This is a genomic window from Streptomyces sp. P9-2 (assembly GCF_051903975.1).
GTDB classification, from domain to species: domain Bacteria; phylum Actinomycetota; class Actinomycetes; order Streptomycetales; family Streptomycetaceae; genus Streptomyces; species Streptomyces cellulosae.
This window is the reverse complement of the sequence record NZ_CP192633.1, coordinates 4,484,443-4,509,483: the sequence shown is the minus strand read 5'-3', so window position 1 is coordinate 4,509,483 and position 25,041 is coordinate 4,484,443. Positions and strand designations below refer to the sequence as shown.

Genomic DNA, 25,041 nt, shown 5'->3' with positions numbered 1-25,041 from the left:
CGGCGGCGCGGCGAGGGCGTGCCGCGGACTCGGCGAAGGCGGGGCGTGGGATGAGCGCAGCGAGGTCACTCCCGGCCGGCGGGGACGGTCCGGCGCGTCCCAGCGGGCTGCTCGACGTGCTGCGCGTGGCCTCGGTCGTCCTGGACGCCCAGGGGCGGATCGTGCTGTGGAGCCCCCAGGCGGAGGAGCTGTTCGGCTACACCGCCCAGGAGGCGCTGGGCCGGTACGCGGCCCGGATCATGGTGCACGAGGAGCACCTGGACCTGGTCAAGAAGCTGTTCGCCGAGGTCATGCGCACCGGGCGGAGCTGGGCGGGGGCGTTCCCGATCCGGCGCAAGGACGGCGGGACCCAGCTCGTGGAGTTCCGCAACATGCGGCTCCTGGACGACCGGGGGCAGGTGTACGCGCTCGGGCTCGCGGTCGACCAGTCGACGGTGCGGCGGCTGGAGCAGGACGTCGCGCTGTCCACGCGGATCGTCGCCCAGTCCCCCATCGGTCTCGCCGTCCTGGACGCGGACCTGCGGTACGTGTCGGTGAACCCGGCACTGGAGCAGATGAACGGCCTGACGGCCGACGAGCACCTGGGCCGCACCATGCGGGAGGTGCTGCCGCTGGTGGACGCGGCGGCCATCGAGGAGGCGGCCCGCGAGGTGCTGCGGACCGGGCGTCCGGTGGTGGACCGGTCGATGACCGGCCGCACCCCGGCCGACCCGGACGCCGACCACGCCTGGACGGTGTCCCTGTACCGGCTGGAGAACACCCTCGGCACGGTGCTGGGCGTGGCCGTGTCGGTGGTGGACATCACCGACCAGCACCGGGCGAACGTCGAGGCGGAGACGGCGCGCCGGCGGATCGCGCTGATCGCCGACGCCTCCGCGCGGATCGGCACCACCCTGGACCTGGACCGCACGTCCGGCGAGCTCGCCGACGTGGCCGTCCCCGAGCTGGCCGACGCGGCCGCGGTGGACCTGCTCGACGCGGTCGTACGGGGCCGGCGCACCGTCCTCGGCCCGGCGGAGCCTGCGCTGATGCGGGCGCTGGCGGTGCGCTGGGTCGACGCGTCCGACGTGGTGCCGGCCGCCGATCCGCCGGGCGAGGTGATCCGGTACGCGCCGGACCGGCTGATCACCGAGTGCGTGCGGACGGGGCTGCCGGTGATGGTGCCGCAGGTGAAGGACGAGGACCTGCTGCGCATCGCCCGCTCCCCCGAGGCCGCGGAGATACTCGCCCGGGCGGGCGTCCACTCGTACCTGGCGGTGCCGCTGATCGCGCGCGGGGAGGTGCTGGGCGCCATCGACCTCATCCGTACGCGCGACCCCCGGCCGTTCGACGAGGACGACCTGCTGCTCGCCCGGGAGCTGGCCTCGCGGGCGGCCGTGCAGATCGACAACGCGCGCTGGTACCAGAACGCCCGCGACACCGCGCTCACGCTCCAGCGCAGCCTGCTGCCCAGCCATCCGTCCGTGACGGGCGGTCTCGAGGTCGCCTCCCGCTACCAGCCGGCGGGCGCCACCAGCGAGGTCGGCGGCGACTGGTTCGACGTGATCCCGCTGGACGACGACCGCACGGCGCTCGTCGTGGGCGACGTGATGGGCAGCGGCATCCCGGCCGCCGCCACCATGGGCCGCCTGCGGACCGCCACCCACACGCTGGCGTCCCTCGGCCTCGACCCGGCGGTCCTGCTCGAGCACCTGAACCGGATCACCGTGGAGCTGGACGAGGCGATCGCCACCTGCGTCTACGCCGTCCACGACCCGCGCGAGCGGCGCTGCGTCATCTCCAACGCCGGTCATCTCCCGCCGGCCCGCATCCGCGCCGGCCAGGCGCCCGAGCTGCTGGACCTGCCCACGGGGGTGCCGCTGGGCGTGGGCGGGATCGCCTTCTCCACGACCGAGGTCGACCTGGAGCCGGGCGACCGCCTCGTCTTCTACACCGACGGCCTGGTCGAAACCCGCCGCGACCCCCTCGACGCCCGTCTCGACCGCCTCCTCACCCTCCTCGACACCCCGGCCCGCTCCCTGGACGAGGTCTGCGAACTCCTCCTCCGCACGCTCCACGAACCGGACAACTTCGACGACGTGGCACTGCTGATCGCGCGGGTGAGGGGGGCGGGAGACTGAGGACGCGGGGTTCTGCGCCCTGACCGGCGCCTACGGCGGGATCCCGGCGCGCGGGCCGGCGGAGGCGGGGGGGACCCGTGGTCGCGCGAACGGGCCAGGTGAGCGGAGACAAAGGCCGGCGTCCCGCCGACACGACCTGATGCGGCTCTGGCCTTCGGGCGGACGAGTCCGCGAGGAGACGGGGGGACCGTGGTGTGCGGCGCCGGGGAGCTCAGGGACCGGCGCCGAAGCCGCCACTCGGGTACCTCACCGCCGCGTGCCGATCACCACCCGTGCCGGGCGCTCCTGGCAGACCGCGAGGTGGGCGTCGAGGCCTGCCTCGGTGAAGGCGGAGAGAGCTGCCCGGGCCTGGTGCGGGCTCGTTTCCGTGAGGACGTGGCCGCCCGGGGCCAGCCACTCAGGCGCCTCCGCGGCGACGCGGCGAAGGATGTCGAGGCCGTCCACGCCCCCGTCGAGGGCCGCGCGGGGTTCGTGGTCGCGGGCCTCCGCCGGGAGGAGGGCGATCTCGTCGCTGGGGACGTACGGGACGTTGGCGGCGAGGAGGTCGACGCGGCCCCTCAGGCGTGCGGGCAGCGCGTCGAAGAGGTCGCCCTGGTGGACGCGGCCGCCGAGGGACGCGACGTTGCGGCGGGCGCAGCGCACGGCGGCCGGGTCGATGTCGGCGGCGTGCAGGTCCACCGCGCCGAGCGCGGCAGCCAGCGCTGAGCCGACCGCGCCCGAGCCGCAGCACAGGTCCACGACGACGGAGGCGTCCGGCGCGAGGGCGAGGGCCTCCTCGACGAGGAACTCGGTGCGGCGGCGGGGTACGAACACGCCGGGTTCGACGTGGATGCGCCGGCCGCCGAACTCGGCCCAGCCGACGACGAGTTCGAGGGGCAGTCCGGCGGCGCGGCGGGTGACCATGTGGTCGACGGCATCGGGGTCGCCGTCCGCCGCTGCGAGGATCATGTCGGCCTCGTCCTCGGCGAAGACGCAGCCGGCCGCGCGCAGGGTGGCGGCGACGGCGTCGCGAGTGTCGGAACGGTGGGGCAAGAGCCTGGCCTTTCGGGAGCCGAAGGGCGCTCTCGTGGTCACCCGCTCCGGGTGGACCGTGTCGCTCCGAGGCGAGAGCACCCGACCTGACAAGCGGTAATGGGACTCACCTCCTCGACGGACGGCAACCTTACCCGACGGTCACCGGGCCGGTGGGGCGCCTTGAGGGGCACGCGGCCTCCCCCGCCCTCACTCGGACGCGCCTAGTGAAACGCCCCTCCAGGGGCGCGGGGAACTGCGCGACCAGCCCCCACCGGCCCGCAGCCGCCGTCCAACGCCAACCGAGCGGCGCGTCCGCGGACGGCGAGGCTGAGCGCCCTGACAACAGTGCGACGCCCCGGGCGTGCCGCTGCGCCCACCTGTGCCGCCCCAGCGGCACGACTGCCCGCAGCGGCGCGAAGCGCCCCCTAGGGGCGCGGGGAACTGCGCGATCGGCCCCCGCCGACCCGCAGCCGGCACTCGACGGCGTCGAGAACGCGCCCCCGCCGCAGGCACTCCGTGCACGGCACCACCCCGCCCCGTGCCCTGCACACGCCCCCCACCACGTACCGTGGAACACGAAACCCCCGCCCCACCCGCAACGGAATCCCCGATCACGTGAACATCACAAGAGGCTTCACCGGCCGTCCCCGCGTGCACAACCCCGGGCTGCCGCCCGGGCAGTACGACGCGCGGGACGAGTGGCCCGTACTGTCCGCCGAGGTGACCCCCGACCTCGCGCCCGAGGACTGGACCTTCCGGATCGACGGCCTGGTGGCCGAGCCCCGCACCTGGGACTGGGAGCAGGCCCACGCCCTGCCCGCCGACGCGTACGAGGGCGACATCCACTGTGTGACCGGCTGGTCGAAGTTCGGCGTGCGCTTCGGCGGCGTCTCGCTGGACGCCTTCCTGGACCAGGTCCAGCCCCTGCCGTCGGCCACGCACGTGGTGGCGTACGCGCACACCGGCTACACCGCGAACCTGCCCCTCGCCGACGTGACCGGCGGTCGAGCCTGGATCGTCTGGGAGTACGACGGCGAACCGCTGCCCGCCGAGCACGGCGGCCCCGCGCGGCTCGTCGTGCCGCACCTGTACTTCTGGAAGTCCGCCAAGTGGATCGCCGGCCTGCGCCTGCTGGACCACGACGAGCCGGGCTTCTGGGAAAGCAACGGCTACCACGCGCGGGGCAACCCGTGGGAGGAGCAGCGGTACTCCGGTGACTGACCAGGTGACTGAGCAGATGACACGGCCCACGCCGCCCACCGCGCCGGCCACACGCTTCGCCGTGCCCGGCCGCATCGGCGTGAGCCGGCAGACCGCGTCGGTGTGGCGGACGGCCACCCTGACGGAGATCCGCCGGGAGACGCCCCGCGTGTCGACCTTCCGGTTCGCGGTGCCCGGCTGGCCGGGGCATCTGCCCGGGCAGCACCTGATGGTGCGGCTGGTGGCGGAGGACGGGTACACGGCCCAGCGCCACTACTCGATCGCCTCGCCGCCGGACGACTCCGGGCACATCGAGCTGACCCTCGACCATGTGCGGGACGGCGAGGTCTCCGGCTGGTTCCACACGGAGGCCCGCCCCGGCGACCGGATCGAGATGCGCGGACCGCTCAGCGGCTTCTTCGCCTGGCCGGGTGACCGGCCCGCGCTGCTGCTGGGCGCAGGATCGGGCGTGGTCCCGCTGATGTCGATGGTGCGCCACCACCGCGCCCGGAACCTGACCCTCCCCCTGCGCCTGCTGGTGTCGGCGCGCACCCCGGAGGACCTGATCTACGCGGACGAGTACGGCCCGGAGACCACACCGGTGTTCACCCGGACGGCCCCGAAGGGTGTGGCCGTAGGACGTATGGCCGCCGAACATGTGGCACCGCTCCTGGCCGAGCAGCCTCCCGGTGGGTGGGAGGCCTATGTGTGCGGCTCCAACTCCTTCGCGGAGCACGCCTCCGGGCTGCTGGTGGCCGCCGGCCAGCCGGTGGAGCGCATCCGCATCGAACGCTTCGGCTGACCCGGCCTCACCCGCCGAACGCCGGGGGTCACTCCCCCGCCCCACGGACGGCGTCGTTTCGCACGCCCGCCGCCGGGGCACCCGCACCGGACCTGTTCCGCGCGTGCCGTGAGACGCGCCCCGGAGCCGCTGGGTCCGCCGCCCGCTCGGCCTGTCACCCGCGCGGCTGCGGTGGACGGCGAGGGGAGGCGAAGGATGCGAACGCGGGTGCTGTCCCGGCGCCGGCGCGGCCCGCTGTGCCGCCGTTCGGACGTCGTCGAGGCGTGGACGGCGGTGGCCGTGTCCGTGCTGCTGTGCCTGACGGTGCCGCTGGCGGGCCTGCTCACCACCCGGTGGGCGTACGAGGACGCGCGGACGGCCGCCGACGAGCAGCGCGCCGACCGTCACCGCGTACGCGCCGAGGTTCTGGAGCGCCCCTCGAAGACGCACTCCCCCGCCGAGTCCGAGCGGCGGCACGCCTCCCGGGCGACCGTCCGCTGGACGGACCCGGACGGGGGCACGCGCACGGCCCTGGCGCGGGTCCCGGCGCACGTCCGCCCCGGCGACCCGGTGCACGTCTGGCTTGACTCCCGGGGCCGCGAGGTCCTCCCGCCGGTCGACGACGCGTCGGTGTGGCAGTACGGGGTCGGCATGGGCACCCTGGCCGCCGGCTCCACGGCGACCGTGCTGCTGCTCGCGCACCGTACGGTGCGGCGGGCGGCGCTGCGCCGGCGGCTGGAGGAGTGGGAGCGGGACTGGGCCCGCACCGGCCCGCTGTGGACGCACCGCGGCGTCTGACCCCCCGGCCCCCAGCCCGGAGCAACCGCTTTCCATCCCCACCACCAGCGCCTTCTCCCCCGTACCCTGGCGTGCCGCCGCATGATCCACGTACCGTGTCCTCGCTTCGCACGGTCCCTTCACGAAGGCGGTCCCAGATGGCCCTGTTCGACCTGTCCCTCGACAAGCTGCGCGCGTACCGCAGCAAGTCCACGGAGCCCGAGGACTTCGGCGCGTTCTGGTCCGGCACGCTGGAGGAGGCGCGCCGGCACGACCTGGACGCGCGGTTCGAGCCGGTCGACACGGGGCTGACGACCGTGGAGGTCTTCGACGTGACGTTCGCCGGGTTCGGCGGCCACCCCGTCAAGGGCTGGCTGATCCTGCCCGCCGGCGCCTCCGAACCGCTGCCGCTGGTGGTGGAGTTCGTCGGGTACGGCGGCGGCCGGGGTCTGCCGCACGAGCATCTGCTGTGGGCGTCCACGGGCCGGGCGCACTTCGTGATGGACACCCGCGGCCAGGGCAGCGCGTGGGGCGGGGGCGGCGGCACCGAGGACCCGGTGGGGTCCGGTCCGGCGTTCCCCGGCTACATGACGCGCGGCATCGACGCGCCGGAGAACTACTACTACCGGCGGGTGTTCACGGACGCGGTGCGCGCGGTGGAGGCGGCGCGGTCGCATCCGCTGACCGACGCGAGCCGTACCGTGGTCACGGGCGGGAGCCAGGGCGGCGGCATCACGATCGCGGTGGGCGGCCTGGTCCCGGACCTGGCGGGCGTCGCGCCGGACGTGCCGTTCCTGTGCGACTTCCCGCGCGCCACGACCCTCACCGACCGCAACCCGTACCGGGAGATCGGCAACTTCCTCAAGACGCACCGCGGCCGCGCGGCGGACGCGCGGCGCACCTTGTCGTACTTCGACGGCGTGCACTTCGCCGCCCGCGGCACCGCGCCCGCGCTGTTCTCGGCGGCGCTGGAGGACCAGACGTGCCCGCCCTCCACGGTGTTCGCCGCCTTCAACGCCTGGGCGCACGAGGACAAGACGATCGAGGTGTACGACTTCAACGACCACGAGGGCGGAGGCCCCTACCAGGAGGCGGCGCAGCTGCGTTGGATGCGCGACCGCGTCTGACGACCACGCCCGAAGAACCGCACCGTTCGACGGACCGCACGGTTCCGGCCGAACTGCCGGGCCGGCCTTCCCTGTTGGTGTAGACCAATGCTAGATGTGGTGGCTCAACGAGCCCGCACGGCCACGGAACGTCACCAACAGGAGGGCGCGGCATGGCCCGCACCACCCCGCACCAGCATGTCCCATCCCGCCGGACCCTCACCGACGGGGAGCCGCTCTACCGGAGGGTCGCCTCCGAACTGCTCGGCGAACTGCGCACCGGCACCGTCCCGCCCGGTGAACGGCTGCCCGGCGAGCGCCAGTTGGCCGAGCACTTCGGGGTCAGCCGGGAGACCGTACGGCAGGCGCTGGAGGTGCTGCGGCGGGAGGGGATGGTCGCCACCGACCGGCGGGGCAGCCATGCCGCGCTGCCGGGCGTGCCGGTGGAGGCGCCGGCCGCCGCCGGCTTCCCGCTCGGCGCGCGGCAGGCGGGGCGGGACACGGTGGCGCGGGCCACCGTCGCCTGGGAGGTCCCACCGCCGGGCCACGCCGGACCCCTGGGCCTCGCACCCGGCCGGCCCACGCTGGTGCACCGGTACTGGTCCGTCTCGCCGGACGGGCGGGAGCAGCGTACGGCGGTGACATCGTTCTCCGCGGTGGCGCTCGCGGAGGTGGAGGAGCTGGCCCGCTACCGCGACCGGGCCGACGGCACCGGCGCCGCCGAGCTGCGCCGGACGTACGACTGGATGCGGCGGGCCGGTCTGTCGCTGCACCACCGCGACACGATCACCCGTATCGAGGGCACGCCGTCGGTGCGCGTCACCCGGCAGGTGCACGACCAGCACCACCGGCCGCTGGAGCTGACGGAACTGGTGATGGACGCCCAGCAGGACGTTCTGGTCTACGAGTTCATGATGCCGGCGGCGGTCTGAGGCGCCATCGGCTCGCGCACGACGCGGGCCTGCCGGGCCGCCGCGAGCAGACGCCGGCCCGCCGACCACACGGCGCTGTCGTCGACCGCCCAGCCGCCGCCCGCGTGGTCGGTGCGGATGCGGACCAGGCTCCAGCCGTGCGCGGGGCCGTCGTCGAGGGCGTCGGTGAAGTGCACGGTCATCTCGGCGGTCGGGACCGGGCGCGGGGTGCGCCAGCGGGCGTAGAGGGCGGGCGGAAGGACGTCCGCGAGCGTGGCGACGGCGGCCGCGTCCACCGGGCGGTCGTCCCGGAAGCGCACCCAGGCGACGAGCACGGCCCGGGGTCCGCCGCCCAGCGGGAGGTCGGCGGTGGCGGGACGTATCTCCAGCTGGCGGGCGAACAGCGCGAGGTCGGCGGGGAGTTCGACGGGGACGCAGTCGTCCGGGCCGCACACCTCCGGGGCGGTGAGGCCGGCGTGCGCGGGGCCGCCACGGGCGCGTCCGAACAGCGCGGAGCCGAGGACGGCCGGCTCGCCGTCCTGGTGGCCGGTGAAGAGACAGGTGGCGGTGCGCCGGCCGGTCGCGGGGGCGGTCCCGGAGAAGCGCAGCGGGCCGGTCCCGACCGGGGCCAGGTAGTGCGTCGTCAGCGAGCGCACCGGCCGGTCCCCGCCGGCGAACGAGTCGCGTACGGCGGTGAGCGCCGCGCCGGCGACCCAGCCGCCGTGCATGCCCTCCCAGGACCACCAGCGGGGGTCGATCTGCGTCGCGTCATAGGCAGTCGTCGTCACGCGAGCCACTCTAGGCGGGTGCGTTGGACATTCCAACGGAATCCCGAGTCGAGTTTGAAAAGCAGACTCAGGAGGTGAGCGGCGTCTGGTGGTCCTCCTTCTCCGCCACGATGAGCCGCACCCGGGGGCTGCCGTCCCGTCGGCGCCCGAACTCGGGAAGGGCCCGGAACTCCACGCGGAACCCCGTGTCCTCCAGCCCGTGCCACAGGTCGCCGAAGCGCACGGCGCGGTAGTACATGACGAACGGCGGGCGCCGGACGGCGTTGCGCACGCGCATGACGGTGTCGAAGCCGAGCAGCATCGCGTGGGCGAGGGAGCCGGGCCGGGGCGGGGCGACGACCGGGAGGACGAGGCGGCCGCCCGGCCGCAGCACCGTGTGCACCTGTGCGAACAGGCCCGGCATCTCGGACGGCAGGAAGTGCCCGAGCGCCCCGAAGCTGACCACGAGGTCGAACTCCGGCCCGAACGGCAGCGCCCGCGCGTCCGCCCGCACCCAGGACACGCCGGGCCCCTCGGGCCGCCTGCGCGAGCGGGCGACCTCCAGCATCCCGGTGCTGAAGTCCACGCCGGTGACCGAGTCCCGGCACACCTGGCGCAGCACGTCGACGCCCGCGCCGGTGCCGCAGCACAGGTCGAGCCCGGTGCCGTAGGGGCCGGACTCCAGCAGCGCGGCGACGGTGGCGTCCAGCACGGAGTCGGGGGTGCGGAAGGGGGTGTGGTCGAACTTCGGGGCGAGGAGGTCGTAGCCGCGCTCGACGGACGACAGCGCCTGCACGGCCAGTTCGCTCAGTCGGGGGCCTTCGGGGCTGAACATCCGCCCAGCGTAGAGCGCGGCGACCGGGGCCGCCTCGGAACTGCGGCTGCCGGGACCGAGTCCCCTGACGGTGTGCCGTCGCAAGCCGGGAAGGGCATCCGAGTGCTCGCGCGCGGCCCCCGGCCGGGGCAGCGCGGTGATCGGGACGCCCCTTCCTACGTTGGCGATATGACTATCGGATTTGCTTCGCGGGCGGCCGTGTCGGGGTGCGTGCTCTGTGCGGCGGGCCTGCTGGCGCTCGCGCCCGCCGCGGCGACCACCGGACCCGGCGTCGATCCCGGGCCACGGACGACGGACGCGCCCGCGTCCCTGCTGTACCGGCCCGGCACGCACGTCCGTCCGCGCGCGGGGGCGCCCGAGGTCCCGGACCTGTCCGCCCGCGCCTGGCTGGTCGCCGACGCGGACACCGGCGCGGTGCTGGCGGCGCACGACGCGCACCGCAAGTTGCCGCCCGCCAGCACCCTCAAGACGCTGTTCGCGCTGACCGTGATGCCGGCCCTGCCGTCCGGCATCCGGCACCGCGTCGACCCGGAGGAGCTGGAGGGCGTCGGTCCGGGGAGCAGTCTCGTCGGGGTCGCCGAGTACCGGACGTACCGCGTGTCCGACCTCTGGAACGGGGTGTTCCTGAACTCCGGCAACGACGCCGTGCGGGTGCTGGCGGCCCTCAGCGGCGGCTGGCGGACGACCGCCGAGCGGATGGAGGAGAAGGCGCGGGCCCTGGGCGCCCGCGACACCCACGTGAAGTCGCCCGACGGCTACGACGCGCCCGGTCAGGTGTCGTCGGCGTTCGACCTGGCGGTGTTCGGCCGGGCGGGACTGCGGAGTCCCGAGTTCGCGGAGTACTGCGCGCGGGCGGAGGCGAGTTTCCCTGCCCGGGACGGCGGGAGCTATCCGATCGTCAACACCAACCGGCTGCTCACGGGGGCGGACGGGGTCGCTCCGTACCGGGGGCTGGTCGGAGTGAAGAACGGCTACACGAGCCATGCCGGCAACACGTTGGTCGCCGCTGCCCGCCGCGACGGGCGGACCCTGGTGGCTACGGTGATGAACCCGCGGTCGGACGACGGGTACGCGGTGTACGAGGAGGCGCGCGAACTCCTCGACTGGGGCTTCGACGCGGGCGGCCGTGTCGATCCGGTGGGCTCCCTGGACGCCCTCCGCAGCGCCCCGCCGGGCGGGCCGGAGGCGGACGCGGTGGCGGCGTCGGCGTCCCGCGGGGACGACGCGGACGGCCGTCCGGTGTGGTGGACGATCGCGGGGGCGGCGCTGTTGGGCGGGGCGGGGGTGGCGGTGTATCTGCGGGTGAGGTGGGGGCCGGTGCCGAGGGATTGAGGCCCGGTCGGGCTGCCGGCGGTCCGTGGCTGGTCGCGCAGTTCCCCGCGCCCCTGAAGGGTGCGGCCGCCACGCCCGCTTGCAGACCCCCGCCGCTGCGGGCAGTCGTGCCGCCAGGGGCGGCACGGGTGGGCGCAGCGGCACCCCGTCAGCGGGCAGCGGCTGTCCCGACCCCCGGGCGCCTGAACCCAGGCCCGCCCTCATCCCGCCGCTGCGGGCAGTCAGTGGCTGAGCGCGCAGTTCCCCGCGCCCCTGAAGGGTGCGGCCGCCACGCCCGCTTGCAGGCCCCCGCCGCTGCGGGCAGTCGTGCCGCCAGGGGCGGCACGGGTGGGCGCAGCGGCACCCCGTCAGCGGGCAGCGGCTGTCCCGACCCCCGGGCGCCGGAACCCAGGCCCGCCTACCAGCTCACCCCCGTCTCAGACGCACACCGCCCCCAGCCCCGCCACCGGCCGTACCCCTCCCACCGGGCGCCCCCCGCCCAGTACCGCCTCTCCCGCGAACGCGGTCAGCAGGGCGGGGTCCACGCCCGCGTGGGTGAGGGCCGCCGCCGTGACGGGGATGCGGGCGCGGCCCGCGCCGTCGGCTATTTTCACGGCCACCGCTCGGCCGTCCGGCAGTGCCGCGACCTGGACGCCCTCGAAGCCGTCCTTGGCGAGCAGCCCCGGCACCGTGCGCATCAGCGCGGCCACGTCACGGCCCGCACCGGACGCCATCTCCGCGTGGGTGCGCATCGCGTGGGCGACCCGCCCCTCGGGGGTGCCGGGGGCGCCGCCCGCGATCCGGGCGACCGCGCGGGCCAGGCCCTCCAGGGACACCGCGAACAGCGGAGCACCGCAGCCGTCCACGGTGACCGTGGCGACACGCCGCCCCGTGAGGTCCTCGACGGTCTCGGCGACCGCCTGCTGGAGCGGGTGGGCCGGGTCGAGGTAGTCGTCGAGCGACCAGCCGTTCAGCTTCGCCGTGTACAGCATGGCCGCGTGCTTGCCCGAGCAGTTCTGGGCGAGCCGGGAGGGGCCGCGGCCCGCACGCACCCAGGTGTCCCGGACGGCGGGGTCGAAGGGCAGGTCCGGGACGTTGCGCAGATCGCCCTCGGTGAGGCCCGCCCGCGCCAGGATGCGGCGCGCGCCGTCGAGGTGGCGCTCCTCGCCGGAGTGGCTGGCCGCCGCGAGGGACAGCAGGTCGCCGTCGAGCGGGAGGCCGGCGCGGACCATGGCCACCGCCTGGACGGGCTTGAGCGCGGAGCGCGGGTAGAACGCCGCCTCGGGGTCGCCGAGCCGGAAACCGACGGTGCCGTCACTGTCGAGGACGACGACGGAGCCGTAGTGGACGCCTTCGACGACCCCGCCGCGTACGAGGTGGGCGACGGGGGCGTGGCGGGGTGCGCGGACCGGGGGTGCGGCCGCGGGGAGACTGCTGTGCATCACACTGCCTGCGGGTTGTCGGGGCGGGCCGGCGCGGGGGTGGTGCGCGGGCCCGGTGTGCGCGCGGAGCGCACGATGTCGGTGAGGGTGGTCTCGACACGGTCGAGGTGGTGGGTCATGGCGCGCACGGCGTCGGGTTCGGAGCCGGCGGCCAGGGCCTCCACGATGGCCCGGTGCTCGCGGTCGGAGTGGGCGCGGCGGCCGCCGAGCTCGTTGAGGAAGGCGGACTGGCGGGCCAGCGCGTCCCGGATCTCCTCGATGACCCGCCGGAACACGGGGTTCTGGGCCGCCTCGGCCACGGCGAGGTGGAACAGGGTGTCCATCGCCGCCCAGGCGGTCGTGTCGGTCTCCCCCTCCATCCGCGCCAGCAGCCCCCGCAGCCGGTCCAGATCCTCCGTCGTACGGCGGAGGGCGGCGTACCCGGCGACGGGGATCTCGACGTGCCGGCGGACCTCCATGAGGTGAGCGGCCGTGTAGTCGCCGAAGGTGGGGTCCTGCACGGCGTCGGCGACCACGAAGGTGCCCTTGCCGGTGCGGGACACCGTCAGGCCCATGGTCTGGAGTGCCCGCAGCGCCTCGCGCAGCACGGGGCGGGACACCTCGAGTTCGCGGCAGAGCTCCGCCTCGGAGGGCAGCTTGGCGCCGATCGCGTACTCGCCGCGCTCGATGGCGTCGCGGAGGTGGGCGAGCACCGCCTCCGTCGCGCTGACGCGCCGCGGCCCCGCACCACCTGTCTGGCTGTCTGACAGGTTCACGGGCCGATCGTGCGGGCCGCCCGCGCGCACTGTCAAGCGGGGGCGGGCCGGAGGTGGTGCCGGCCACACCCCCGCCCTGGGGCCACCACCCCTCTTCCCTGGGGGTGCCCGTCCCGTCGTATGCGGGGGCCACCGCCCTTCTTCGCCGGGGAAATGAACCCCCATACTGAGCGCATGGCACATTCGACGGCGCCGGCCGGCATCCATTCCTCCGACGAGGGCGAAAAGCAGACAAACCCTCAGGGGGGCGGACGAAAAAGGGAGCGGGAGAAAAGCTCCGGACGCGGGAGTGATTTCTCCGAGTTGTCCCGGCGAATAGCCGACGCGGACCTTCTGCGTCGCCGCCCCCTCTACTACACGGTGCGTTTCACCGCGGTGGGTCTGGCGTTCGCCGGAGGCGTCGTCGCGTTCCTGCTCCTGGGCGACAGCTGGAGCCAGCTGTTCGTCGCCGCCGCGCTGGCCGTCGTGTTCGGGCAGCTCGGGCTGGCCGCGCACGACCTGGCGCACCGCCAGGTGTTCTCCCGCAGGCGCCCCAGCGAGACCGGCGGTCTCCTGGTGGCGAACGTGCTGCTCGGCATGAGCTACGGCTGGTGGATGAACAAGCACACCCGCCACCACGCGAACCCGAATCACGAGAACAAGGACCCGGACGTCGCGCCCGACATCATCGTCTGGTCACGTCGTCAGGCGCGGCAGGCCAAGGGTCCCGCCCGGTTCATCGGAAAACACCAGGCGGCCCTTTTCTTCCCGCTGCTGACCCTCGAGGGCCTGAATCTGAGTTTCAGCAGTTTCCGGGCGCTGCGCAGCCCGTCGATGAAACGGCCCGTCCTGGAGGGCACCCTCCTCGTCGCGCATTTCGCCGTCTATTTCGGCGGAATTTTCACACTACTGTCCCCCGGTAAGGCGCTCGCGTTCATCGCCGTGCACCAGGGGCTGTTCGGCCTGTACCTCGGTTCCGTGTTCGCGCCGAACCACAAGGGCATGCCGATGGTCGAGGAGGGCACCGAGCTGGACTTCCTGCGCCGTCAGGTGCTGACCTCCCGCAACGTCGACGGCGGTGCGCTGACCGACGTGTTCATGGGCGGCCTCAACTACCAGATCGAGCACCACCTCTTCCCCAGCATGCCGACGCCGGCCCTGGCGAAGGCCCAGGCGATCACCGAGCGGTACTGCGCCGAGCTGGGCATCCCGTACTGCCGGTCGGGTCTCCTCGCCTCGCACCGCACGGCGCTGCGCCATCTGCGGGAGGCCGGCGCGCCCCTGCGCGAGGCCGGGCGCTGACCCTACGGCCACACCGCCCCGGCCAGGGCCGCCCCCGCGAAGGCGGCGCCCAGGCCGGCGGCCGTGCTCACCAGGACGTTGGCGGCCGCGTACCCGAGGGCGCCGCCCTCGGCGAGGCGGAGGGTCTCGTAGGAGAAGGTCGAGTAGGTGGTGAAGGCGCCGCACAGTCCGGTGCCGAGCAGCAGCTGCACGTCGTCGCCGGCGACGCCCGCGGCCGCGGCGCCGGCCAGCAGCCCGAGGATCAGACTCCCGACGACGTTGACGGTGAACGTGCCCCAGGGAAGGTCGGAGCCGGTCCGGGACTGCACGGCCCGGTCGGTGAGATACCGCAACGGCGCCCCGGCCATCGCGCCGAGCACCACGTACAGCCAGGTCACGCCCGGCCCTCCCGCACGGCGTCGTCGTCGCTCCCGGGGCGGGGGACGATCTCGCACCGTTCGAGGAACACGAGCCCTTCCGGGACGAGCGCGTGGACCTCCGGCAGGAAGGCCCGCACCCGTTCCTCGGTGTCGACCATGACGACCGCCACCGGCATGTCCTCGCTCAGTGACAGCAGCCGGGAGGTGTGCACGAGCGACGAGGAGCCGAAGCCCTCGATACCGCGGAACACGCTGGCTCCGGCGAGCCCCGCCGCGTGCGCGCGGTGGACGATCTCCGAGTACAGCGGCCGGTGACGGCAGGTGTCGCACTCGCCGACGAGCACCGTGAGGCGCAGCCCGTCGGTCGTCGGAGTGGTCATGACTGCCTCCTGATCAGAGCCCGGCGGGTGGCCGTGGTCGCCGCCCAGACGGCGGTCAGGGCCACGACGGGGGTGGCGGCCAGGCAGAGGACCGCGCTGCCGGGGCGGCCGGCTTCGAACAGGCCGCGGACGTCCACCGCGTAGGTCGAGAAGGTCGTGAAGCCGCCCAGGACGCCGGTGCCGAAGAACGGCCGGAGGAGGCGGTGCGCGGCGCGGGCCTCGGTGACGGTCACCATGAACGCGCCGATCACGGCACAGCCGAGGACGTTGACCCACAGGATCGTCCAGGGGAAGGAACCCGCCGGGGTCGGCCACCACACGACGGCCGCGTACCGGGCCGCGGCTCCCACTCCGCCGCCCACCGCGACCGCCGCGACGACAGGCGCCTGGGCCCGTACGGCGGAGCGGCCCCGGGGTCGTCCGGTGTCCGCCGCGGTCACGGTCGTACGTCCTCCCACTCGCACGGGATCAGCCTAGTCCAGGCGTCGGAGACGGGGCGTCCGGACCTGCTCGGGGCTACCAGCCCTTCTCGAACAGCTGGGTCACCTCGGCCAGGCGGATCTCGTCGCGGCGGTAGCGGGGGCCGTCGTCCAGGCCGGTGGGGTGGAGCAGGCCGAGGGCGGTGAGCAGGTGGAGGTGGGTGAGGGCCGCGGGGCGGGGCACGCCGAGGCGGGTCGCGACGTCGTCCGCGGTGAGGCCCCGTTCGGCGGTGTCCGGGTCGCCCAGCCAGGCGAGGATGCGCAGTCGTGTCCCGTCGGCGGGAGTCCTCGGCATGTCGTCCACCTCCCCGCCGGGCTTCCTCGTCTCCGGCTCCCTCTCACTGTGCCGCGCCCGGGGTCCCCGTGTCCGGTACTGCGGGCAGCTTGTCCGGAGTCAACGCCCCTGCCACACGAGGACGTTGACTCCGGAAAGGTCACCGGTGTCAGCGGTGGCGGAACCACTCCATGGCGGGGAGCGCGCGGTCGCCGTAGTCGAACAGCGCCTGGTTCTCCCAGCCGTTGCCGGAGGACGGGTCGGCCGGGTCCCAGCCGTTGCCGTCGCGGGCGGTCCAGGTGGCCTCCCAGTAGAAGATGCCGAGGCCCCGTCCGCCGGGGACGGCCTCCACGATGCTCGCCATGTCGTTCATCCAGCGGGTCTGCCCGGCGGGGGTGGCCGGGTAGCCGGGGACGAGTTCGCTCTCCAGGTCGATGATGTTCTCCAGCGCGTCCTCACTGTCCAGGCGGAACGGATAGGCCGTCTCGGCGACGTACACGGGCTTGCCGTAGCGGGCGGCCGCGTCGTCGAGGGTGGTCTGCACGTCGTGCAGGGTGCCGTGCCAGTAGCCGTAGTACGACAGCCCGATGACGTCGAAGCGCACCCCGTGGGCGACCGCCTGGTCGAACCACCAGCGGGTGCCGTCGAGGTCGCCGCCCTCGGCGAGGTGCAGCGCGACGGACGTGGACGGGCTGACCGCCTTCACCGCGCTGTAGCCGGAGTTGAGCAGCCCGGCGAGCTGGGACCAGTTCGAGGTGGAGCCCTCGCTCCACAGCATGCCGCCGTTGATCTCGTTGCCGACCTGCACCATGTCGGCCGTCGTGCCCTGCGCCTTCAGGGCGTTCAGTACGTCGTGGGTGTGGTCGTGGACGTCCTTCTTGAGCTGCTCGTAGCCGTGTCCGGCCCAGGCGGCGGGCTTGGTCTGCTTGCCGGGGTCGGCCCAGGCGTCCGAGTAGTGGAAGTCGACCAGCAGCTTCATGCCCCGCGCCTTGACCCGCTTGGCCAGGGCCAGGACGTGCGCCTTGTCGTTGTAGCCGTCGGCCGGGTTCACCCACACCTTGACGCGGGCGTAGTTCATGCCGGAGGAGCGGAGGATGGCGAGGGGGTCGCCGGCGGTTCCCGAGGCCGTGCGGTACACCCCGCCGCGGTCCTCGCTCTTGGGGAGGGAGGAGATGTCGGCGCCCTTGACGCCGAGGCCCGCGGTGCCGCGTTCGAAGGTGAGGTCGTCGACGTTGATCCAGTTGCCGGGGTTGGCGTCGCTGACGACGGCGACGGTGCAGCGGCCGCCGCTCACCGTGACGGGCACGACGATCCGAAGCCAGCCCGATGCGGACACCGGCAGGCCGGTGCGCCGGTCGGCGCCGCCGCAGTCGCGCAGGGCGAGGTACGCGGCGTTCTGGCCGCCGCCCGAGCGGACCCAGGCGGTGAGCCGGTAGGCGCCGGCGGCCAGCCCGGTGAGCTGCTGGTACGTCTCGACCCGGTAGGCGGAGGAGGACCAGTGGGCGAGGCGGTGACCGCCGTCGCGTCCGCCCGCCTCGGTGTACGAGGCCGCGGTGTCGCCGGACTCGGACCAGCCTGCCGGGGTCGCGGCGCCGGTGCCGCCGGACTCGAAACCCGCGTTGGTGAGGGTGCTCGCGGCGGTCGCGGGGGCGGGCAGGGCGGTGAGAGTGAGGCCCGCCACGAGCGGCGGCAGCAGGGCCCGGAGTGTGCGTCTGGGATGGAACATCGGCGTTCGTCGTCCCTTCGACGTGGGGGGGGAGGAGCGCCCGCACCCGGTGGGTGAGGGCCCCCTCCGCCCGCGGCCGTACGCCCGCGCGGGCGGAGGGGAGTCGGGTTCAGCCGTCGAGCCGGACCACCCGGACGGCCCCGGCGGGCACCGCGAGCCGTCCGGCGGCGCGCTCGCCGGTCAGCAGCTCGGTGCCGGGGGTCTCCAGCGGGACCTTGGCGTCGGCGGCGGAGTGGTTGATCGCGAAGAGGAAGCGGCCGGAGTCGCCGCTGCGGCGGACCACTTCGACGTCGTGCGGCAGGTCGTCGCGCGGGGGGACGCCCGCGTCCTCGGCGGCTCGGGCGAGGACGGTGGCGAGGCCGTCGGTGCCGAGCCGGGTGGAGACGTACCAGGCGGTGCCCTCGCCGAGGCGGTGCCGGGTGACCGCGGGCCGGCCGGCGGCCAGTCCGTCGGCGTACGTCCACACGGTCTCGGCGCCGCGCGGCACCACGAACTCGGTCCACACGTCGGCGTGCAGGTCCGCGCCGCCGGGGCCGGTCAGGCGCACCCGCTCGCCCTCCAGCAGCGGCGAGAACTCCTCGACGGTGAGGCCCAGGACGTCCCGCAGGGTGCCCGGGCAGGGGCCCTCGTGCACGGCGTCGTGTTCGTCGACGATTCCCGAGAAGTACGACACGACGAGCGTGCCGCCGCCCTCCACGTACCGGCGCAGGTTGTCGCCGGCCGCCTCGGTCATCAGGTACAGGGCGGGGACGACGACAAGGGGATACCTCGACAAGTCGTCTTCCGGGCGGGCGAAGTCGACGGTGAGGTGGCGGTCGTAGAGGACCTCGTAGAAGGCGTCGGCGCGTTCGCGGGCGTCGTGGTCCTGGCTGGGGCGCCAGTCGAGGTTCTGCGCCCACCAGGACTGCCAGTCCCACAGCACGGCGACGTCCGCCTCGGTGCGGGTGCCCCGCACGGGTGCCAACGACCGTACCGACGCGCCCAGTTCGGTGACCTCGCGGAAGACGCGGGTCTCGGTGCCGCCGTGCGGCAGCATCGCCGAGTGGAACTTCTCCGCCCCGCGCCGGGACTGGCGCCACTGGAAGAACATGGCGCCCTCGGAACCGCGCGCGACATGGGCGAGGGAGTTGCGGGCCATCTGGCCGGGGGCCTTGGCGGGGTTGCGGGGCTGCCAGTTGACGCCCGAGGTGGAGTGTTCGAGGAGCAGCCAGGGTGCGCCGCCGGCGACGGAGCGGGTGAGGTCGGCGGCCATGGCGAGGTTGACGTGGGTGCGGCGGCCGTCGGTGATCAGGTAGTGGTCGTTGGTGACCAGGTCCACCTCGCGGCCCCAGGCCCAGTAGTCGACGGAGTCGCACTGGCTGAGGGCGGTCATGAAGTTGGTGGTGACGGGGACGCCGGGTGACAGGCGGTGCAGGATGTCCCGCTCGGCGGTGAAGTTCTCCCTCATGGTCGCGTCGGCGAACCGCCGGTAGTCCAGCGCCTGGGCCGGGTTGCCGACCGTGGGGGTGGCGCGGGGCGGGTTGATCTCGTCGAGCGAGGCGTAGCGCTGGCCCCAGAAGGCGGTGCCCCAGGCCTCGTTGACGGCCTCCACGCTGCCGTACGTGCGCTCCAGCCAGCGGCGGAAGCGGGCGGCGCAGGTGTCGCAGTAGCAGGCGGAGACGGGGACGCCGTACTCGTTGTGGACGTGCCACATCGCCAGCGCCGGGTGGTCGCCGTAGCGCTCGGCGAGGCGGGTGGTGATGTCCGCGGCGGCCGCCCGGTAGGCGGGGTTGCTGTGGCAGATGGCGCCGCGGGAGCCGAACTCCAGGCGCACCCCGTCGGCGGTGACGGGCAGTGCGTCGGGGTGGGCGCGGTAGAACCAGGCGGGCGGCACCACGGTGGGCGTGCCCAGGTCGACGCGGATCCCGGCGCCGTGCAGCAGGTCGAGGCTGCGGTCGAGCCAGCCGAAGTCGTGGGCGCCGGGGGCGGGTTCGAGCAGGGCCCAGGAGAAGATGCCGACGCTCACCAGGGTGACGCCGGCCTCGCGCATCAGCCGGACGTCCTCCTCCCAGACGGCCTCCGGCCACTGCTCGGGGTTGTAGTCCCCGCCGAAGGCGAGCCCGGTCAGGCCCCTGGGGGTGATCTCCGGCATCGATGGTCTCCCGTTGTGATCGATCGCTTGGGAACGTGCACACACATTCTCGACGGTGTGGAGCCCACATAACCGCACAGCATCAACCATTGACAAGTGTCCGATGTGTTTCTCTACTGTGAACGCTCACAGATGCCCGCGCGAGCCGCGCACCGCACGCATCCGGTCCCCGCACTCGGCGGGGGCCCAGGTCAGGGGAGACTTCCATGCCGTACACGAAGCGCCGTCGCCTCGTGAGTTCCGCCGTCGCCGTGGCCCTCGGGGCCACCGCGCTCGCCGCCTGCGGGTCGTCGTCCGACGACGACGGCGCCGCGTCGGGTCCGGTCACGCTGACGTACTGGAGTTGGGCCCCCGGCATGGACAAGGTCGTGGACCTGTGGAACAAGGGGCCGGGCAAGGAGCGGCAGATCACCGTCACGGTGAAGAAGCAGGCGTCCGGCGACACCCTCGTCACCAAGATCCTCACCGCGCACAAGGCCGGCAAGGCGCCCGACCTGGTGCAGGCGGAGTACCAGGCACTGCCCACCCTGGTCAGCAACGACGCCCTCGCCGACATATCCGGTGAGGTCGGCGACGCCAAGAAGGAGTTCGCCGACGGCGTCTGGCAGCACACCACGCTGGGCACGGACGCGGTGTACGCGGTCCCGCAGGACATCGGGCCGATGATGTTCTTCTACCGCGAAGACCTGTTCCAGAAGTACGGGCTGACGGTCCCCACCACCTGGGACGAGTTCGCCGACACCGCCCGCAAGCTGAAGAAGGCGGCCCCCGACAAGGACCTGACCACCTTCTCCGCCAACGACTCCGGGCTGTTCGCGGGCCTCGCCCAGCAGGCCGGCGCGCAGTGGTGGACCACCTCCGGCGAGAAGTGGAAGGTCGGCATCAACGACGCGGCGACGAAGAAGGTCGCTTCGTTCTGGGGCGGCCTGGTCAAGGAGGGCGCGATCGACAACCAGCCGATGTACACGCCCGCCTGGAACAAGGCGCTGGACACCGGGCAGCAGATCGCGTGGGTGAGCGCCGTGTGGGCGCCCGGCACGCTCACCACCGCCGCGCCCGCCACCAAGGGCAAGTGGGCCATGGCCCCGCTCCCCCAGTGGACCAAGGGCGAGAACCGCACGGGCAGTTGGGGCGGCTCCTCCACCGCCGTCACCACCGACTCGAAGCACAAGGACGCCGCCGCCACGTTCGCGGCCTGGCTGAACACGGACGCGCGGGCGCTCAACGCGCTGGCGAAGGAGAGCGGCATCTATCCCGCGTCCACGGCCGCGCAGACCAGCGGCGCCTTCGCCACGCCGCCGGAGTTCTTCGCCAACCAGCCCGACTTCTACACGAAGGCCGCCGAGATCGCGGAGACCACCGCGCCGTCCGCCTGGGGGCCGAACGTCAACGTCGCCTACACGACGTTCAAGAACGCCTTCGGCGCCGCCGCGAAGAACAAGTCGGACTTCACCGCCGCCCTGGACGCCATGCAGGAGGACACCGTGGCCGACCTGAAGAAGCAGGGCTTCGGAGTCGCGGAGTGAAGTCCCCCGCCCGCCGGCCGCACGGGGCCCAGGGAGCCCCGTACGGCCGCCCCTCCCGGAGCCGTGCGCGCCAGGCTCCCTATCTGTTCCTGGTGCCGGCGATCGTGCTGTTCCTGCTGTTCTTCGCGCTGCCCATCGGCTACGCGGTGTGGCTCAGCTTCCGCAAGGTCCAGGTCTCCGGGCTGGGCCTCGGGGCCGGGGCCCGCGAGGAGGTCTGGGCAGGGCTGGAGAACTACGCCGGCGCGCTGTCCGACAGCGAGCTCCTGCACGGCGCGCTGCGCGTGCTCGTCTACGGCTGCGTCGTGGTGCCGGTGATGCTGGGACTCGCCCTGCTGTTCGCGCTGATGCTGGACGCCGAGCGGGTCCGGCTCGCGCACTTCACCCGTCTCGCGATCTTCCTGCCCTACGCCGTGCCGGGCGTGGTGGCGGCGCTGCTGTGGGGGTTCCTGTACCTGCCGAGCGTCAGCCCGTTCTCCTTCGTGCTGGACGCGCTGGGGCTGCCGCAGCCGGATCTGCTGGACGGCGGCCCGCTGTACGGGGCGCTGTCCAACATCGCGGTGTGGGGCGGCACCGGCTTCAACATGATCGTCATCTACACCGCGCTGCGGGCCGTTCCGGCCGAGGTGTACGAGGCGGCGAAGCTGGACGGCGCGACGCCGCTGCAGATCGCGCTGCGGATCAAGATCCCGATGGTGGCGCCGTCGCTGGTGCTGACCTTCTTCTTCTCGATCATCGCGACGCTGCAGGTGTTCAGCGAGCCCACCACCCTCAAGCCGCTCACCAACTCCGTGTCCACCACCTGGAGTCCGCTGATGAAGGTCTACCAGGACGCCTTCGGCAACGGCGACATCCATGCCGCCGCCGCGCAGGCCACGCTGATCGCGGTCGCCACCCTGGTGCTGTCCTTCGGGTTCCTGCGCACCGCCAACCGACGCACGAAGCAGGAGGCGGGCCGATGAGCTCCCTCGTCCTCCCCCGCACCGACGCCGCGGACGGCACGGCGCCCAGCCCGAAGCGGGGCCGCCGGATCGCGCTGGTCCCGACGGTGACCCTGCTGCTCGGGGCGGTGTACTGCCTGCTGCCGGTGATGTGGGTGGTGATCGCGTCCACCAAGTCCGGCCGCGAGCTGTTCTCCACGTTCACCTTCTGGCCCGGCACCGGCTTCGCCGAGAACCTCACGGACCTCAACTCCTACCGCGACGGCGTCTACTGGCAGTGGATGGCCAACTCCGCCCTGTACGCGGGGCTGGGCGCGCTGCTGTCGACGTGCGTGTCCGCCGTCAGCGGCTACGCGCTCGCCACGTACCGCTTCCGGGGCCGCGAGACGGTGTTCAACGTCCTGCTCGCGGGGGTGCTGATGCCGCCGGTGATCCTGGCGATCCCGCAGTACCTGCTGATGGCGGAGGCGGACCTCACGGACTCGTACCTGTCCGTGCTGCTGCCGCAGATCCTCTCCCCGTACGGCGTCTACCTCGCGCGGATCTACGCCGCCGCGGCGGTGCCGTCGGACGTGGTGGAGGCAGGCCGGATGGACGGGGCGGGCGAGTGGCGGATCTTCACCCGGGTCGCGCTGCCGATGATGCTGCCGGGTCTGGTGACGGTGTTCCTGTTCCAGTTCGTGGCCGTGTGGAACAACTTCCTGCTGCCGTTCGTGATGCTCAGCGACGACGAGAAGTTCCCGATCACGCTGGGTCTGTACACGCTCCTGGAGCAGGGTTCGAGCCAGCCCGCCCTCTACACCTTGGTGATCATGGGCGCCTTCCTCGCCGTGGTGCCGCTGGTGGCTCTGTTCCTGGTCGTGCAGCGGTTCTGGAGTCTGGATCTGCTGTCCGGGGCCGTAAAGTCGTGACCATGGGCAACACGGGGGGCAGGCGCAAGCCGCCGACGATCCACGACGTGGCGCGCGAGGCGGGGGTCTCGCGCGGCACCGTGTCACGCGTGCTCAACGGCGGCCACTACGTCAGTCCCGCCGCGGCGGAGGCGGTCAACGCCGCGATCCGCCGCACCGGGTACGTGGTGAACCGGCACGCCCGCTCCCTGATCACCGGCCGTTCCGACTCGGTGGGTTTCCTGCTGACCGAGCCGCAGGAGCGGTTCTTCGAGGACCCCAACTTCAACGTGCTGCTGCGCGGCTGCACCCAGGCGCTGGCCGCGCACGACATCCCGCTGCTGCTGATGCTGGCCGGCACGGACGACGAGCGGCGGCGGATCACGCGGTACATCACCGCGGGGCACGTGGACGGGGTGCTGCTGGTGTCCAGCCACTCCGGCGACCCGGTCGCGGAGGAGCTGCGCGCGGCGGGCGTCCCGCTGGTCGCGTGCGGCAAGCCGATCGGGCTGGGCTCCAAGGTCAGTTATGTCGCGGCCGACGACCGGGACGGCGCCCGCGACATGGTGCGGCACCTGCTGGGCCTGGGGCGGCGGCGGATCGGCGTGGTGACCGGCCCGCTGGACACCCCTGGCGGGGTGGAGCGGCTGGCCGGCTACCGGGAGGTGCTCGCGGAGGCGGGAGTCGAGGAGGACGAGCGGCTCATCGTCTCCGGCGACTACAGCCGGGCGAGCGGCGAGGCGGCCGCGGAGCGGCTGCTCGCGCAGGCGCCGGACGTGGACGCGGTGTTCGTGGCATCCGACCTGATGGCGCAGGGCGTGCTGGCCGCGCTGCAGCGGGCGGACCGCCGGGTGCCCGAGGACGTGGCGGTGGGCGGCTTCGACGACAGCCCCGCGGCGGTCGCGGTGAGCCCCGCGCTGACCACGATCCGCCAGCCCTGGGACCGGATCAGCGCCGAGATGGTCCGGGTGCTGCTGGCGCAGATCGGCGGCGAGGACACGGCGGCGGTCATCCTGCCCACCGAGCTGGTGAAACGGGCGTCGGCCTGACCCCGCCGGGGCGTTCGTCCCGGCCCCGCCAAGGCGGTCATTGAATTTCGAACAAATGTTACGGTTTCCGTATGGCAGGGACGACGGACCAGGCACGGCTCGAGGAACGGTGGCGGGACATCCTCGCCGTGCACGCCCGCGCCCAGGGTGAGATCGACCGCGCCCTCCACCCCTACGGCCTGGGCGCCTCCGACTTCGAGGTGCTCGACCTGCTCGCGTCCGCCACTCCCCCGCCCGGCGAACTGTGCCGGGTGCAGAACCTGGTCGGCCGGGTCCATCTGAGCCAGAGCGCGCTGTCCCGGCTGATCGCCCGCCTGGAGAGGCACGGCCTGGTCGGGCGCAGCACCTGCCCGACGGACCGGCGCGGCGTCTACGTGCAGCTCACCGCGCGCGGCCGCGAACTGCACGCCGAGACCCTCCCGCTCCAGCGCGCCGCCCTGGCCCGGGCGCTCGGCGACTGACACGGAAATCGGCCCGCGCCTGGCGTACGGGCACGGGCCGACGGGTGCCGCCCGCGTCAGGGGCGGGCCAGCAGGGTGCGGACCCCCTCCGAGGTCAGCGTCAGACGGTGCTCGGAGCTGCCGTCGATGGTGAGGGACAGGTCGTCGGCCGGCCACTGCGCGGCGAGGGCGCCGAGCGGGACCAGGCGGTAGCGGGAGACGAACGGGAGCAGCCCGGCCATCTCCAGCTCGGACGTGAACACGGGCACCACCTGGGTGCCTCCCGGCTGCTCCAGCACGGGCAGCGCGACGGCGCCGGGGTCGGCGGCCTCCTCGTCGCCCGCGTCGTCGGGGACCGGGATCAGCACGTCGCTGTTGGCCAGCGCGTCCAACGCGGCCGTGTCCTCGGTGTTCTCCGACAGTGCGTCCAGGGCCCGCTGCGCGGGCGTGGGGGCGTTGTTCTCGTGCGCGGGTGTTTCCATGACGAATTCCCTGGTAGCGGCGGTTGTCGGCCCGCCCGGGACGCACTTCGGCCCCGGGCACAGTAGG

The 25,041-nt window shown here is 73.6% G+C and carries 25 protein-coding genes; 13 read left to right on the top strand and 12 right to left on the bottom strand.

Going from position 1 to position 25,041, the window contains the following annotated elements:
* Positions 1-50: 50 nt before the first annotated feature.
* Positions 51-2,120 (top strand): SpoIIE family protein phosphatase, encoded by a 2,070-nt coding sequence (locus ACQY0Z_RS20735; RefSeq protein ID WP_189902105.1) that lies wholly within the window; start codon positions 51-53, stop codon positions 2,118-2,120.
* A 246-nt stretch (positions 2,121-2,366) separates the two neighbouring features.
* Here ACQY0Z_RS20735 and ACQY0Z_RS20730 read toward each other — a convergent pair whose 3' ends face one another.
* Positions 2,367-3,152: a putative protein N(5)-glutamine methyltransferase gene (locus ACQY0Z_RS20730; RefSeq protein ID WP_381730866.1), complete on the bottom strand. Its 786-nt coding sequence runs from the start codon at positions 3,150-3,152 to the stop codon at positions 2,367-2,369.
* Positions 3,153-3,749: 597 nt separating this feature from the next.
* Between ACQY0Z_RS20730 and ACQY0Z_RS20725 the strand changes: the two genes are divergently transcribed.
* The 5 genes from ACQY0Z_RS20725 to ACQY0Z_RS20705 all read left to right on the top strand — a co-directional run bounded on the left by ACQY0Z_RS20725 (position 3,750) and on the right by ACQY0Z_RS20705 (position 7,930).
* The gene (locus ACQY0Z_RS20725) at positions 3,750-4,355 is read left to right on the top strand and encodes a molybdopterin-dependent oxidoreductase (RefSeq protein WP_189902107.1); all 606 of its coding nucleotides are present in this window, start codon (positions 3,750-3,752) and stop codon (positions 4,353-4,355) included.
* A gap of 16 nt (positions 4,356-4,371) precedes the next feature.
* On the top strand, positions 4,372-5,136 hold the full coding sequence (locus ACQY0Z_RS20720) for an FAD-binding oxidoreductase (RefSeq protein WP_189902108.1): 765 nt from the start codon (positions 4,372-4,374) through the stop codon (positions 5,134-5,136).
* Between the two features lie 195 nt (positions 5,137-5,331).
* Complete coding sequence (locus tag ACQY0Z_RS20715) at positions 5,332-5,913, top strand: Rv1733c family protein (RefSeq protein ID WP_439812648.1); 582 nt, start codon at positions 5,332-5,334, stop codon at positions 5,911-5,913.
* A 137-nt stretch (positions 5,914-6,050) separates the two neighbouring features.
* Entirely contained in the window at positions 6,051-7,019 is a 969-nt protein-coding gene (locus ACQY0Z_RS20710; RefSeq protein ID WP_439812647.1) for an acetylxylan esterase, read from the top strand.
* 152 nt (positions 7,020-7,171) lie between these two features.
* Positions 7,172-7,930: a GntR family transcriptional regulator gene (locus ACQY0Z_RS20705; RefSeq protein WP_254588517.1), complete on the top strand. Its 759-nt coding sequence runs from the start codon at positions 7,172-7,174 to the stop codon at positions 7,928-7,930.
* Here the strand turns inward: ACQY0Z_RS20705 and ACQY0Z_RS20700 are convergent.
* Together ACQY0Z_RS20700 and ACQY0Z_RS20695 are read right to left on the bottom strand one after the other, a co-directional pair.
* Positions 7,900-8,697 carry an acyl-CoA thioesterase gene (locus tag ACQY0Z_RS20700; protein WP_254588516.1) on the bottom strand — a complete coding sequence of 266 codons (798 nt, stop codon included), beginning with the start codon at positions 8,695-8,697 and terminating at the stop codon, positions 7,900-7,902. The genes ACQY0Z_RS20705 and ACQY0Z_RS20700 overlap by 31 nt on opposite strands.
* A 67-nt stretch (positions 8,698-8,764) precedes the next feature.
* Positions 8,765-9,511: a class I SAM-dependent methyltransferase gene (locus tag ACQY0Z_RS20695; RefSeq protein WP_439812646.1), complete on the bottom strand. Its 747-nt coding sequence runs from the start codon at positions 9,509-9,511 to the stop codon at positions 8,765-8,767.
* A 168-nt stretch (positions 9,512-9,679) separates the two neighbouring features.
* Between ACQY0Z_RS20695 and ACQY0Z_RS20690 the strand changes: the two genes are divergently transcribed.
* Positions 9,680-10,843: a D-alanyl-D-alanine carboxypeptidase family protein gene (locus ACQY0Z_RS20690; RefSeq protein WP_439812645.1), complete on the top strand. Its 1,164-nt coding sequence runs from the start codon at positions 9,680-9,682 to the stop codon at positions 10,841-10,843.
* 416 nt (positions 10,844-11,259) lie between these two features.
* On the opposite strand, the gene ACQY0Z_RS20685 is transcribed toward ACQY0Z_RS20690, so the two are convergent.
* Together ACQY0Z_RS20685 and ACQY0Z_RS20680 are read right to left on the bottom strand one after the other, a co-directional pair.
* A complete protein-coding gene (locus tag ACQY0Z_RS20685; protein WP_347225731.1) occupies positions 11,260-12,264 on the bottom strand; it encodes an asparaginase in 1,005 nt (334 codons plus the stop codon).
* A complete protein-coding gene (locus ACQY0Z_RS20680) occupies positions 12,264-13,019 on the bottom strand; it encodes an FCD domain-containing protein (protein WP_189902119.1) in 756 nt (251 codons plus the stop codon). The genes ACQY0Z_RS20685 and ACQY0Z_RS20680 overlap by 1 nt, the downstream gene beginning before the upstream one ends.
* Positions 13,020-13,379: 360 nt before the next feature.
* Here ACQY0Z_RS20680 and ACQY0Z_RS20675 point away from each other — a divergent pair, with 360 nt between their 5' ends.
* Positions 13,380-14,300, top strand: a complete 921-nt coding sequence (locus ACQY0Z_RS20675) for a fatty acid desaturase family protein (protein ID WP_439813372.1) — start codon at positions 13,380-13,382, stop codon at positions 14,298-14,300.
* Between the two features lie 2 nt (positions 14,301-14,302).
* Here ACQY0Z_RS20675 and crcB (ACQY0Z_RS20670) read toward each other — a convergent pair whose 3' ends face one another.
* The 6 genes from crcB (ACQY0Z_RS20670) to ACQY0Z_RS20645 all read right to left on the bottom strand — a co-directional run bounded on the left by crcB (ACQY0Z_RS20670) (position 14,303) and on the right by ACQY0Z_RS20645 (position 19,649).
* Positions 14,303-14,677 carry a fluoride efflux transporter CrcB gene (gene crcB, locus ACQY0Z_RS20670; protein ID WP_439812644.1) on the bottom strand — a complete coding sequence of 125 codons (375 nt, stop codon included), beginning with the start codon at positions 14,675-14,677 and terminating at the stop codon, positions 14,303-14,305.
* Positions 14,674-15,039 carry a DUF190 domain-containing protein gene (locus tag ACQY0Z_RS20665; RefSeq protein WP_254585263.1) on the bottom strand — a complete coding sequence of 122 codons (366 nt, stop codon included), beginning with the start codon at positions 15,037-15,039 and terminating at the stop codon, positions 14,674-14,676. The genes crcB (ACQY0Z_RS20670) and ACQY0Z_RS20665 overlap by 4 nt, the downstream gene beginning before the upstream one ends.
* Complete coding sequence (gene crcB / locus ACQY0Z_RS20660) at positions 15,036-15,479, bottom strand: fluoride efflux transporter CrcB (RefSeq protein WP_189902127.1); 444 nt, start codon at positions 15,477-15,479, stop codon at positions 15,036-15,038. Before crcB (ACQY0Z_RS20660) ends, ACQY0Z_RS20665 begins: the two co-directional genes overlap by 4 nt.
* A gap of 76 nt (positions 15,480-15,555) precedes the next feature.
* The gene (locus ACQY0Z_RS20655) at positions 15,556-15,813 is read right to left on the bottom strand and encodes a helix-turn-helix domain-containing protein (protein ID WP_275980515.1); all 258 of its coding nucleotides are present in this window, start codon (positions 15,811-15,813) and stop codon (positions 15,556-15,558) included.
* 148 nt (positions 15,814-15,961) lie between these two features.
* Positions 15,962-17,518, bottom strand: a complete 1,557-nt coding sequence (locus ACQY0Z_RS20650) for a glycoside hydrolase family 53 protein (protein ID WP_439812643.1) — start codon at positions 17,516-17,518, stop codon at positions 15,962-15,964.
* A 109-nt stretch (positions 17,519-17,627) separates the two neighbouring features.
* Positions 17,628-19,649, bottom strand: a complete 2,022-nt coding sequence (locus ACQY0Z_RS20645) for a beta-galactosidase (protein WP_381728091.1) — start codon at positions 19,647-19,649, stop codon at positions 17,628-17,630.
* 206 nt (positions 19,650-19,855) lie between these two features.
* On the opposite strand from ACQY0Z_RS20645, the gene ACQY0Z_RS20640 reads away from it, so the two are divergent.
* The 5 genes from ACQY0Z_RS20640 (at position 19,856) to ACQY0Z_RS20620 (ending at position 24,513) form a co-directional block, all read left to right on the top strand.
* Positions 19,856-21,175 carry an ABC transporter substrate-binding protein gene (locus ACQY0Z_RS20640; RefSeq protein WP_439812642.1) on the top strand — a complete coding sequence of 440 codons (1,320 nt, stop codon included), beginning with the start codon at positions 19,856-19,858 and terminating at the stop codon, positions 21,173-21,175.
* Positions 21,172-22,134, top strand: a complete 963-nt coding sequence (locus ACQY0Z_RS20635) for a carbohydrate ABC transporter permease (protein WP_439812641.1) — start codon at positions 21,172-21,174, stop codon at positions 22,132-22,134. The genes ACQY0Z_RS20640 and ACQY0Z_RS20635 overlap by 4 nt, the downstream gene beginning before the upstream one ends.
* Positions 22,131-23,024: a carbohydrate ABC transporter permease gene (locus ACQY0Z_RS20630; RefSeq protein ID WP_254585269.1), complete on the top strand. Its 894-nt coding sequence runs from the start codon at positions 22,131-22,133 to the stop codon at positions 23,022-23,024. The genes ACQY0Z_RS20635 and ACQY0Z_RS20630 overlap by 4 nt, the downstream gene beginning before the upstream one ends.
* On the top strand, positions 23,021-24,052 hold the full coding sequence (locus ACQY0Z_RS20625) for a LacI family DNA-binding transcriptional regulator (protein WP_439812640.1): 1,032 nt from the start codon (positions 23,021-23,023) through the stop codon (positions 24,050-24,052). Before ACQY0Z_RS20630 ends, ACQY0Z_RS20625 begins: the two co-directional genes overlap by 4 nt.
* A 71-nt stretch (positions 24,053-24,123) precedes the next feature.
* Positions 24,124-24,513, top strand: coding sequence for a MarR family winged helix-turn-helix transcriptional regulator (locus ACQY0Z_RS20620; RefSeq protein ID WP_254585270.1), 390 nt, complete (start codon positions 24,124-24,126; stop codon positions 24,511-24,513).
* A gap of 56 nt (positions 24,514-24,569) precedes the next feature.
* On the opposite strand, the gene ACQY0Z_RS20615 is transcribed toward ACQY0Z_RS20620, so the two are convergent.
* Positions 24,570-24,974: an SseB family protein gene (locus tag ACQY0Z_RS20615; protein ID WP_006134511.1), complete on the bottom strand. Its 405-nt coding sequence runs from the start codon at positions 24,972-24,974 to the stop codon at positions 24,570-24,572.
* Between the last annotated feature and the right edge of the window lie 67 nt (positions 24,975-25,041).

Coding starts and splice junctions, on each gene's coding strand:
- ACQY0Z_RS20735 (WP_189902105.1), top strand. CDS start 51: ATGAGCGCAGCGAGGTCACTCCCGGCCGGCGGGGACGGTCCGGCGCGT.
- ACQY0Z_RS20720 (WP_189902108.1), top strand. CDS start 4,372: ATGACACGGCCCACGCCGCCCACCGCGCCGGCCACACGCTTCGCCGTG.
- ACQY0Z_RS20715 (WP_439812648.1), top strand. CDS start 5,332: ATGCGAACGCGGGTGCTGTCCCGGCGCCGGCGCGGCCCGCTGTGCCGC.
- ACQY0Z_RS20710 (WP_439812647.1), top strand. CDS start 6,051: ATGGCCCTGTTCGACCTGTCCCTCGACAAGCTGCGCGCGTACCGCAGC.
- ACQY0Z_RS20705 (WP_254588517.1), top strand. CDS start 7,172: ATGGCCCGCACCACCCCGCACCAGCATGTCCCATCCCGCCGGACCCTC.
- ACQY0Z_RS20695 (WP_439812646.1), bottom strand. CDS start 9,511: ATGTTCAGCCCCGAAGGCCCCCGACTGAGCGAACTGGCCGTGCAGGCG.
- ACQY0Z_RS20690 (WP_439812645.1), top strand. CDS start 9,680: ATGACTATCGGATTTGCTTCGCGGGCGGCCGTGTCGGGGTGCGTGCTC.
- ACQY0Z_RS20685 (WP_347225731.1), bottom strand. CDS start 12,264: ATGCACAGCAGTCTCCCCGCGGCCGCACCCCCGGTCCGCGCACCCCGC.
- ACQY0Z_RS20665 (WP_254585263.1), bottom strand. CDS start 15,039: ATGACCACTCCGACGACCGACGGGCTGCGCCTCACGGTGCTCGTCGGC.
- ACQY0Z_RS20655 (WP_275980515.1), bottom strand. CDS start 15,813: ATGCCGAGGACTCCCGCCGACGGGACACGACTGCGCATCCTCGCCTGG.
- ACQY0Z_RS20650 (WP_439812643.1), bottom strand. CDS start 17,518: ATGTTCCATCCCAGACGCACACTCCGGGCCCTGCTGCCGCCGCTCGTG.
- ACQY0Z_RS20645 (WP_381728091.1), bottom strand. CDS start 19,649: ATGCCGGAGATCACCCCCAGGGGCCTGACCGGGCTCGCCTTCGGCGGG.
- ACQY0Z_RS20640 (WP_439812642.1), top strand. CDS start 19,856: ATGCCGTACACGAAGCGCCGTCGCCTCGTGAGTTCCGCCGTCGCCGTG.
- ACQY0Z_RS20630 (WP_254585269.1), top strand. CDS start 22,131: ATGAGCTCCCTCGTCCTCCCCCGCACCGACGCCGCGGACGGCACGGCG.
- ACQY0Z_RS20620 (WP_254585270.1), top strand. CDS start 24,124: ATGGCAGGGACGACGGACCAGGCACGGCTCGAGGAACGGTGGCGGGAC.
- ACQY0Z_RS20615 (WP_006134511.1), bottom strand. CDS start 24,974: ATGGAAACACCCGCGCACGAGAACAACGCCCCCACGCCCGCGCAGCGG.